The organism is Rhodoferax sp. (assembly GCF_023701345.1).
GTDB lineage: Bacteria > Pseudomonadota > Gammaproteobacteria > Burkholderiales > Burkholderiaceae_C > Rhodoferax.
The window spans coordinates 39,501-47,449 of record NZ_JAMPXE010000005.1 but is presented as its reverse complement, the minus strand read 5'-3'; the positions used below and the strand labels follow the sequence as shown (position 1 = coordinate 47,449).

7 protein-coding genes are annotated in these 7,949 nt (G+C 60.3%); 1 reads left to right on the top strand and 6 read right to left on the bottom strand.

All coding sequences use genetic code 11. The annotated features are described in order from the left end of the window. From NDI87_RS01685 to NDI87_RS01665, 5 genes are all read right to left on the bottom strand, one after another. On the bottom strand, nucleotides 1–598 hold a 598-nt coding region (locus NDI87_RS01685), incomplete at its 3' end, for a glucuronate isomerase (protein ID WP_296273066.1). Nucleotides 599–740: 142 nt separating this feature from the next. After that, on the bottom strand, nucleotides 741–872 hold the full coding sequence (locus tag NDI87_RS01680; protein ID WP_296273065.1) for a hypothetical protein: 132 nt from the start codon (nucleotides 870–872) through the stop codon (nucleotides 741–743). 411 nt (nucleotides 873–1,283) lie between these two features. Then, nucleotides 1,284–3,560, bottom strand: a complete 2,277-nt coding sequence (locus NDI87_RS01675) for a glycoside hydrolase family 3 N-terminal domain-containing protein (protein ID WP_296273064.1) — start codon at nucleotides 3,558–3,560, stop codon at nucleotides 1,284–1,286. A 214-nt stretch (nucleotides 3,561–3,774) separates the two neighbouring features. Then, nucleotides 3,775–4,686: a LysR family transcriptional regulator gene (locus NDI87_RS01670; protein ID WP_296273063.1), complete on the bottom strand. Its 912-nt coding sequence runs from the start codon at nucleotides 4,684–4,686 to the stop codon at nucleotides 3,775–3,777. Further along, nucleotides 4,646–4,936 (bottom strand): hypothetical protein, encoded by a 291-nt coding sequence (locus NDI87_RS01665; protein ID WP_296273062.1) that lies wholly within the window; start codon nucleotides 4,934–4,936, stop codon nucleotides 4,646–4,648. Before NDI87_RS01665 ends, NDI87_RS01670 begins: the two co-directional genes overlap by 41 nt. Here NDI87_RS01665 and NDI87_RS01660 point away from each other — a divergent pair. Then, nucleotides 4,935–6,449 carry an altronate dehydratase family protein gene (locus NDI87_RS01660; RefSeq protein ID WP_296273061.1) on the top strand — a complete coding sequence of 505 codons (1,515 nt, stop codon included), beginning with the start codon at nucleotides 4,935–4,937 and terminating at the stop codon, nucleotides 6,447–6,449. The genes NDI87_RS01665 and NDI87_RS01660 overlap by 2 nt on opposite strands. A gap of 69 nt (nucleotides 6,450–6,518) precedes the next feature. Here the strand turns inward: NDI87_RS01660 and gudD are convergent, their stop codons facing one another. Further along, nucleotides 6,519–7,862, bottom strand: coding sequence for a glucarate dehydratase (gudD, locus tag NDI87_RS01655; protein ID WP_296273060.1), 1,344 nt, complete (start codon nucleotides 7,860–7,862; stop codon nucleotides 6,519–6,521). Nucleotides 7,863–7,949 lie beyond the last annotated feature (87 nt).

The following is a 7,949-nucleotide window of genomic DNA, read 5'->3' as shown; positions in this document are numbered from 1 at the left end:
TTTTCCAGACAGCCAGGTCATCGGTGGCCAGCGCGCGGTCGGGGCGGAAGCTGGGCACCATCACGGGTTCACCCGCTTGACGCACTGCGGCGTAGGCGATATGGTGCGCAAGCGTATCAGCCGGGTCGTCGGTGGTGCCGACAGCGCGCACGTTCATGCGCATCAGCAGCGAGCGGGCACCGAATTCTGGTGTGACGATCTGGGTGTTGCAGGCCTCCCAGATGGCCGGGGCGGTTCTTTCCGACAGGGCGTCGTGAATGCCGAAGTAGCGCTGCAGCTCCAGGTGCGTCCAGTGGTAGAGCGGGTTACCGACCAGGCGCGGCACGGTTCTGGCCCAGGCCAGAAAGGTGTCGTAGTCGGGTTCGTGGCCGGTGATGTCGGCCTCGGGCACGCCATTGGAGCGCATGGCGCGCCATTTGTAGTGGTCGCCACCCAGCCAGGCATGGGCCATGTTGCTGAAGGTGGCGTTGCTGGCGATGTCTGCAGGTGGCAGGTGGCAGTGGTAGTCAAGGATCGGCATCTGGGCCGCGTACTCGTGGAACAACCGCCTGGAGCAGTCGTCCGGCAAGAGGAAATCGGCGTTCATAAATGGCTTCATGGGGGGCTGCTCCGTCTCTTTTGTGTGGCTGTCACCGGGATGAGCGACAGTCGATGTGATCGATAGGTGCGGACTCTACACCAATTTGAAACTGATTTCAATAAAAATTAAAACAATGTTTTGATTATTTGGAATGCAGCATTCACAACGCAACTCGATAGGTCAGGTCGTGACCAAACTTGTAGAGTGCGCCGTCGGTTGTTTCGTCAAAGCCGGGCACATCGGTTTTCTGTTCCTGCACCGCCTTCTGGGTCTTGGGTAACGCAAACGGCATCTTTTGAATTTGCCCGAGAGCACGTCCATCATGGCCACATCGGTGACACCGACGGTCACCAGGATCGCGCCGGCCTTCTTCAGACCGCTGGCGTCGTCCATGACAAACGGTGCGCGGAAGTAGACGCGCGGGACCACCTTCTTCGGGTCGCCGCCGAAGAGGGTGCCGGGGCCAGTGACACCGTTGTCGAATCAGCAGACCGACCCCAATTGCTACCGGTCTGGCCAAGAAAAAATATCACGATGTGCGTTCATGCATGTCTCCTTTTGAACGCGGTTATAAAAGCTAAAACTCAATCAGGTTGTAGGTTGCAGGCGGAAGACTATTGCCAGCATCGCGGCAATGGCCCGGGCTTGGCGACCGCTCGGCACACCAGTTTTCGCCGGTGCGTCGAGCCAGCCAGATCACCTTTTAGTAGCTCAAACCGAAGCCGAACGGATACAGCGTGTCCTTCGCCGGATAGCCCGGAACGTCAGGCTGGTTGTCGACAATGGCCTTCGAGTTGTTGGCCAGGGCGAACGGCAACTTGCCTTGCGGTTTGAACGCCGCGCCCGTGGCCAGCACCTTGCCGCTCAGCACGTCCAACAGTGCGGTGTTGCTCACGCCGAAGCCGGCCACGATGGCGCCGGCATTCTTCAGCCCGCTGGCATCGTCAAGAACATAGGGCTGGCGGAAGTAGATGCTGAGCACGACCTTTTTCGGGTCACCCACTTCCTGCATGACCTTCTGGATGTCGGCCAGCGATGGCGAGATTTTCCACGACTGCGCAGCGGCCATCTCGGTGAACGACATCATGCCGTTTTCCCATGGGAAGGAGCCGCCGAATCCGAGACCGTTATCCAGACAGGCCTTGGTGGAATCCTCGACCGAGTAATCAGCTTTGGCAACGCAACGGTCTTCGGAACCCCAGGACTTGCCGGTGGCCGGGTTGATGCGGCCGCCGGTCGCAGGATCATCACTCTTGTAGGTGCTGGTGTACCTGGTGTTGGTGCCCGGCACTAGCTTGTTGTTCGACACTTCCACCCGGATCACCGCATAGTCGCTGCCGACGGCGCTCGGGCGTCCGACGACGTCACCGGTGGTGGCATCCGTAGGCAAGGACGCTCCGGTGGCGGCATTCTTTTCCCCGTCGGTCACGGTGTAGCCGTACTTCTCGACATCGGCTTTGGCCAGGCCCATGGTGTAGACCTTGGCGCCGGCTTGCAGTGGCAGGGTCTTGCCGCCGGCAGCCTGATCCTGGTTCTGCAGCAACGCGATCGATTTACGCTGAATGTCCATGCCCACGACGCGGTTCGCATCGCTGCCGATGATGCCGGCCGCCTTGCTTGAATCGACGTACGCGTTCTCGAACAGGCCCAGTTGGAACTGCTCTTTCAGCAGGCGCTTTGCGGCTTCGGTGACCCGGGCTTCAGTGACCAAACCGGCCGTGACCAGATCCATGATGGTCTTGTTCGTGCTGAACCCCGACAGTGTTTCCGTACCGCCATTGAGTGCTGCAGCAACGCGTTCCGCAACGGTATTCTTTTCCAGACCCCAGGCACGGTCGTTGATGATGCCGGTGTCGGAATTCACATAGCCCTTGAAGCCGAGTTTGCCGCGCAGCAGGTCGGTGACAATTTGCTTCGAAAAAGCCATGCCGGTCTGGTCGTAGGTGACGCCTTCATAGGTCACGTTGATTGGCACGCCGTAGTACGGCATGACTGCCGAGACGCCGGCTTCCATGGCTGCCATGAACGGCTTGAGGTGATAACCGAAATTGCCGCCTGGATAAACCTGATTCTTGCCGTGAGCGTAGTGCGGATCGAAGCCGCCCTCTTGCGGGCCGCCACCGGGGAAATGCTTCAATGTCAGCGCGACGGCAGAGTTCGGATTGACCGAGGTGCCATCCTTGACCGTGGGGCCCTGCAGGGTTTGCACCAGCGTCTTCATGATGCTGGCGTTCAGGTCGGCATCCTCGGTGAAGGTTTCGTGGACGCGGTACCAGCGCGGCTCGGTCGAGAGGTCGGCCATGTAGCCGTACATGCCGCGCAGGCCAATGGATTTCCACTCATCGCCCATGACCGTGGCAAAGTTTTTCATCAGTGACATGTCGCCCGCGCCCAGCGACGCCGAGGCCAGGCCCGCTTCCTTCGGGAATTCGGTGAAGGCGCCCGCCGCCTCGCTGATGCCGAAGCGCGGGTCTTTCTCGTAATGGTTGCGGGCGTTCGACTTGAACACCGCCGGAATGCCCAGGCGCGTGGCTTCGGTCATCGCCTGGACGGCGTTCGTGAACTTTGCCGCCTGCTCAGGGGTGACCTGTCCCGCTGTGGGCGTCGCCGTCACCACGTTGCGAAACACAAAGCGGCTCATCTTTTGCTTGTTGATGTAGTCGAACGCCGTTTGGGAAACCGCGCCGCCCGCATCAGAGTTCAGCGTGTTGATCAGCATCAGGCCGACTTTTTCCTCAAGCGTCATTTTGCCCACCAGGTCGTCAACGCGCTGGTCGACGCTGCGGCGCCAATCTTCATATTTGTCCAGCTGGCCATTGCCGTTCGAGTCCTTGAACTGCTTGCCTTCAACCGTCAGAACGCTCTTGACCTGCACATTGATCACCGGTTGGGCAATGCTGTTGTCGATCCCCGTGTCGACCACCTCACCGCCGCCGCCGCAGGCGCCAAGTATCAAGGTCGCGCCAACCGCAATGGCCACTGCCGTTTTTCTGGTTCTTAACATCTGATGCATTTCTCGTCTCCAAATTTTGTAATAGATTGGTCGTCTTGCGCACCGGGTTGGCTTGTGCCACCTGGCTCGCCTGACGGGGTTTTGACAAGAGGGAAGAGGCCCGACCGTTGAGGTCAGGCTGGTTTTCACCGCTATGTCGAAAAAAATTCTAGGTGGCGGTGCTTGCTGCAGTCCAATGTTGTTAGGGCATGTGTCGATACCCTGAAGGTATCGGATGCTGGCACTTGAAGTCACGGATACACGCCAGCAAGGCCGCCAGCAGCGGCGATTTTTCGTCCTTGCGGTAAACGCAGTGCAGGTCCACCGTGGATGCGATGTCAGGCGCCAGGGGCCGAAACACCACCTCGGGCAACTTCAGGTTGAGCACCGACTCCGGCACCAGCGCACTGCCAAACCCCCCTGACACCATGACCACGGCCGAAATCATGTCGGCCGCCTTGTGAACGATCAAGGGGCTGAAGTTTTGCAGCCGGAACAACTCCTGACTGGCAAAGAAGACACTTTGGTCCTGCTCGCCGATGAGTGGCTCGGCTTTCAGGTCCGCCAAAGTGATGCTGGCCTTTTGCACCAGAGGATTGCGCTGGTTCAATGCAATCCACAACGGCTCCTGGCTGATCAGCTCCGACTGCAGTTCTGGCATCGGGCGGAAATAGCGGTCAAAGGCAATCATGATCCGCCCTTGCTGCAAGGCTTCGAGTTGACGGTTTTTGGGCGCGTTATGCAGCACCACGTTGACATGCGGGCATGCCAGAGAAAATGAACTCAGGATTCGGGGGATGACATCGAGCATGGCCGAGCCAAAAATGCCGATGTCGATCCGCCCTTCCTTGCCCGCTGCCACGCGCTTGATCTGCTCGATTGCCAGTTCGACGTGGGCGCTGATGTTTTGGGCGTGCGTCAGCAGCGCCATGCCGGCCTGGGTGAGTTCCACTCCTGAGCTCGTGCGTCTGAACAACTGCACCCCAAGCTCATCTTCGAGCGACTGGATGTGCCGGGTCAGGGGGGGCTGCGTGATGTGAAGGCGCTCTGCCGCCCGGCCGATATTGCGCTCTTCAGCGGTCACGATAAAAAACTTGAGTCGACGAATATCCACGCTGCACCTCTGCTTGAAATAATTTGTCGCAATGAACTGTGGCGGCCATCGTATGCGGATCGGCACCTGGATTTTTTACCGACATGGTAACCAACACGGGCTGGACCGAAGTTGTCAGAATAACGTCCATACTCAAAAAATGAAAATATGTTTCAAAAAATATTGAGTGCTGTTCACTTTTGTCGTATATTCGCCCAACTTGCTGCTGACCTGCCTGGGTTCGTGCCCACCGCTTTGAGGAAAATGACATGGCCCAATCTCCTTTCATCCGTTTACACGCCAACGACGACGTGCTGATCGCCACCCAACAATTGTTGCCTGGCACGACGCTTGGCGCTGAAAACCTGGTGGTGGCGGACATGGTGCCGCCGGGCCACAAGCTGGCGGCGCATCAGATCAAGTCGGGTGATGCCGTGCGCCGCTACAACCAGATCATCGGCTTCGCCACGACTGACATCGGCGCAGGTCAACACGTCCATTCCCACAACCTGGGCATGGGCGAGTTCGAGCGCGACTACGGTATTGGGCAAGGGGTTTGCGAGTTGCCCAAGGTGGAACACCCGGCCACTTTCATGGGCTACAAACGCCCGAACGGCAAGGTCGGCACGCGTAACTACATCGCGGTGATTGCCTCGGTCAACTGCTCGGCCACCGTGGTGCGCGCCATTGCCAACCACTTCAATCCGGAACGGTTGGCGGCCTATCCCAACATCGACGGGGTCGTTGCGTTGCCACACCCGTTGGGCTGCGGCATGGGTGTGGTCAGTGAAGGCATGGACATTTTGCGTCGCACGCTGGTGGGCTATGCCCGCCACCCGAACTTTGCCGGCGTGTTGTTTGTGGGCCTGGGCTGCGAGCAAAACCAGATTGCGCCCTTGGTGGAACGGGTCGGCGCCCACGAGCCCGGCATGTTGCAACAGGTGGTGATGCAGGCCGAAGGCGGGACTGCGGCGGCGATCAAAAAAGGCATCGCCCAGATCACCGCCATGCTGGCGCGCGCCAACACCTACCAGCGCGAGCCGGTGTCAGTCAGCCACCTCATTGTGGGCATGAACTGCGGCGGCTCCGATGGTTATTCCGGCATCACCGCCAACCCGGCACTGGGCGGCGCGTCCGACCTGCTGGTGGCGCAGGGAGGTACCACCATCCTGTCAGAAACGCCAGAGATCTACGGCGCCGAACACCTGCTGACACGCCGAGCGGCGAGCGCCGACATTGCACACAAATTGATCAGCCGCATCGCGTGGTGGAAGGACTACACCGCGCGCAATGGCAATCAGATGGACAACAACCCCTCGGTGGGCAACAAGGCGGGCGGCTTGACCACCATCCTGGAGAAATCCCTGGGCGCCGTGGCCAAAGGCGGCACCAGCACCCTCAATGGCGTCTATCTGTATGCCGAGCAGGTGGATGCCAAAGGCTTTGTCTACATGGACACGCCAGGCTACGACCCGGTGTCGGCCACCGGCCAGGCGGCCGGTGGTGCCCAGATCATCTGTTTCACCACCGGGCGCGGCTCGGCCTTTGGCTGTGCCGGTGTGCCCACCATCAAGCTGGCCACCAACAACGCCCTGTTCGAGCGCATGGGTGACGACATGGACGTGAACTGTGGCGACCTCATCACCGGCACCGCCATGCCCGTCATCAGCCAGCGCATCTTCGACGCGATCATCCGCCACGCCTCTGGCGAGAAAGTGCGCAGCGAAGTGCTGGGTTATGGCAATGACGAGTTTTTGCCGTGGCAAGTGGGCGCGGTGATGTGAGCTTGCGGGGCGGCGTGAGTGGCACCGGGTAGAGCCACACCGCAAGCGGTTTGATCCGGTCCGTCGGGGTCAGCGCACCAGGCTTGGGCGCTTGTTGTCAAACTTCCAGCCGGGAATCAAATATTGCATGGCGATGGCATCGTCGCGCGCACCCAGGCCGTGCTGCAGGTACAGCTGGTGCGCCTTTTCAACCTCGGCCATGTCCAGCTCCACCCCCAGGCCGGGCGTGGTCGGCACGGTGATGCTGCCGTCCACAATCTGCAGCGGCGCCTTGGTCAGGCGCTGGCCGTCCTGCCAGATCCAGTGGGTGTCGATGGCCGTCACCTTGCCGGGTGCCGCCGCTGCCACATGGGTGAACATGGCCAGCGAGATGTCAAAGTGGTTGTTGGAATGGGAGCCCCAGGTCAGCCCGTTCATCTGGCACAACTGCGCCACACGCACCGAGCCCTGCATGGTCCAGAAATGTGGGTCGGCCAGCGGAATGTCCACGCTGTGCAGGGCGACCGAGTGCGCCATTTCGCGCCAGTCGGTGGCAATCATGTTGGTGGCGGTCAGCAGGCCGGTTTCGCGGCGGAACTCGGCCATCACCTCGCGGCCCGAGAACACACCTTCGGCACCACAGGGGTCTTCGGCGTAAGCCAAAGCATCGCGGTGGTCGCGGCACAGGCGGATCGCGTCTTTCAGCAGCCAGCCACCATTCGGGTCCAACGTGATGCGGGCCTCGGGAAAGCGCGCGTGCAAAGCTTCAACGGCTTCCATTTCGTCCTCACCGCGCAACACGCCGCCCTTGAGCTTGAAGTCCTTGAAGCCATAACGGGAGTAAGCGGCTTCGGCCAGTTTCACCACCGCTGCTGCGTCCATGGCTTTTTCGTGGCGCAGGCGCAGCCAATCGTCAGCCTGATCTGGCTCGCTGACATAGGGCAGGTCCGTCTGGGTGCGGTCGCCCACGTAAAACAGGTAGCCCAGCACCGCCACGCTGGCGCGTTGCTGGCCTTCACCCAACAGCGCTGCGACTGGCACGCCCAAGTGCTGGCCCAGCAAATCCAGCAGGGCACTTTCCACCGCGGTCACCGCGTGGATGGCAATGCGCAGGTCAAAGGTTTGCAAGCCACGGCCACCACTGTCGCGGTCGGCAAAAGCCACGCGCAGGCTGTTGAGCACGCTATTCCAGTTGCCCAGCGACTGGCCGACGATCAGGTTTTGCGCGGCTTCCAGCGTTTGCCGGATTTTTTCGCCACCCGGCACCTCCCCCACGCCGGTGTTGCCCGCGCTGTCCGTCAATATGACGAGGTTACGGGTGAAAAACGGCCCGTGTGCGCCGCTCAGGTTGAGCAACATGCCGTCATGCCCGGCAACCGGGACAACGCGCATGTGGGTGATGGTGGGGGTGTGCTTGGGTGCAGAAACGGTCATGGCAAGACTCTTTCAAGTTGAAGTGGTTGACGCAGTAGCTTACTTAACAGACATCGTACAACTATATAATAACTTTTGCAATGGGGG